Annotated in this window: 1 protein-coding gene; it reads right to left on the bottom strand. The window is 41.0% G+C overall.

Features of this window, described 5'->3' with window-relative positions:
- Positions 1-285: 285 nt before the first annotated feature.
- The gene (locus tag F6J94_RS33670; RefSeq protein ID WP_293021660.1) at positions 286-975 is read right to left on the bottom strand and encodes a glycosyltransferase family 2 protein; all 690 of its coding nucleotides are present in this window, start codon (positions 973-975) and stop codon (positions 286-288) included.
- Positions 976-1,662 lie beyond the last annotated feature (687 nt).

Consider the following 1,662-nt stretch of genomic DNA (forward strand, 5'->3'; position numbering starts at 1 on the left):
ATCAAATCTGGTGGACTACTTATCCTATCTCTTCTGGGGTAATGGGTACTTGACAATTTCCTATTATCCATTACCGTAACCCAAAAATCCAGGGACTATTTGGTAAGTGATTAGTAAGCATTCAGCTAATGCGCGTAGCCCATTAGCTGCTAGCTGATAGCACCTCAAGTAGCATCTCAAGTAGCGCTTAAGCTGATAGCTGACGGCTGAATGCTTACCTTACAACCAAACTGTTTTTGGCCACCCGAGACGCTAAAAACCGATAAGTTATTTTTTAACTACTTCCTAATGAAAAAGATTGTATTTTAAGATACAGAATATTGCCCGAAACCCATCCCTCCAGCCAATTTTTTTCCCTTCTTCGTAAGTGCGACCATAGTAAGATATTCCTACTTCATAGATGCGGCATTTCTTTTTGGCAACCTTAGCAGTAATTTCCGGTTCAAAGCCAAACCGAGATTCTTCGATTTTGATAGATTGGATAATTTCACGCCGGAATGCCTTATAGCAGGTTTCCATATCGGTAAGGTTAATATTGGTAAACATATTGGAGAGCATGGTTAAAAATTTATTGCCCACCATATGCCAGTAATACACTACCCGATGGGGACCACCGCCAGCGAAACGGGAGCCATAAACCACATCCGCTTTGCCATCAATAATCGGCTGCATTAACAAGGGATATTCCTGGGGATCGTACTCTAAATCAGCATCTTGAACGATTACGATATCTCCAGTAGCCAAGCCAAACCCAGTCCGTAATGCAGCTCCTTTGCCCCGATTCTTGTGATGATAGACAACATGGTCAATTTGGGATTCCAGTGATGACTCTAAAATCTCTCTAGTGCCATCGGTTGAGTAGTCATCGACAACAATAATTTCGCACTCTTTAACCGCAGATGCTTTGACAGCGTCAATAACATTGGCAATTGTGTTGACTTCGTTAAAACAGGGTATTACAACACTTAGCTTCATAAGCTTAAACCTTAATAATAAGCAAATAATTTGATTAGCTTAAAAATTTACATAATCTTTACATAATCCCCGCCTAATTCCCCTAGCCTTTGGTTAACTAGAGAGTTTGAGGCACTAAACACATCACGAAATCTTTACATAACGTTAGTTACATAAAGTTATGGGAAGTTTCCCCGTGATTAGATGGGATTGAACCCTCAAATTCAGGGCAAGACCAGGATTGATAGACAGGTTTGAGGTTGACTACTTGACACCCTGAATAAATTAGTATAATTCTACTGTAGGATTATAAATAGATCAACTAAATAGAGCAACTACTAAACCATTACGCTCAAGCCTGATTGGGGAGTCGTTGCTCATTAGTATTTTGGTAAGCATATGCGCTACGCGCACGCTGCTTGAGGTGCCGTCAGCGGTCAGCCGTCAGCGGTCAGCCGTCATACTTTGGCTGATAGCTTGTAGGGTGGGCAAAAACAGTTTGCTTATGGGTGAGTATTCTAGATTATACTACTTTGCCCACCCTACTTTAATTGGTCTGATAGCTGATAGCTGATAGCTTGTAGGGTGGGCAAAAACAGTTTGCTTATGGGTGAGTATTCTAGATTATACTACTTTGCCCACCCTACTTTAATTGGTCTGATAGCTGATAGCTGATAGCTGATAGCTGAATGCTTACGTATTTTGACA

The organism is Moorena sp. SIO1F2, from assembly GCF_010672755.1.
Lineage (GTDB): Bacteria > Cyanobacteriota > Cyanobacteriia > Cyanobacteriales > Coleofasciculaceae > Moorena.

Bases quoted from the DNA above. Each gene is read 5' to 3' on its own strand.
- F6J94_RS33670 (WP_293021660.1), bottom strand. From the start codon at position 975: ATGAAGCTAAGTGTTGTAATACCCTGTTTTAACGAAGTCAACACAATT.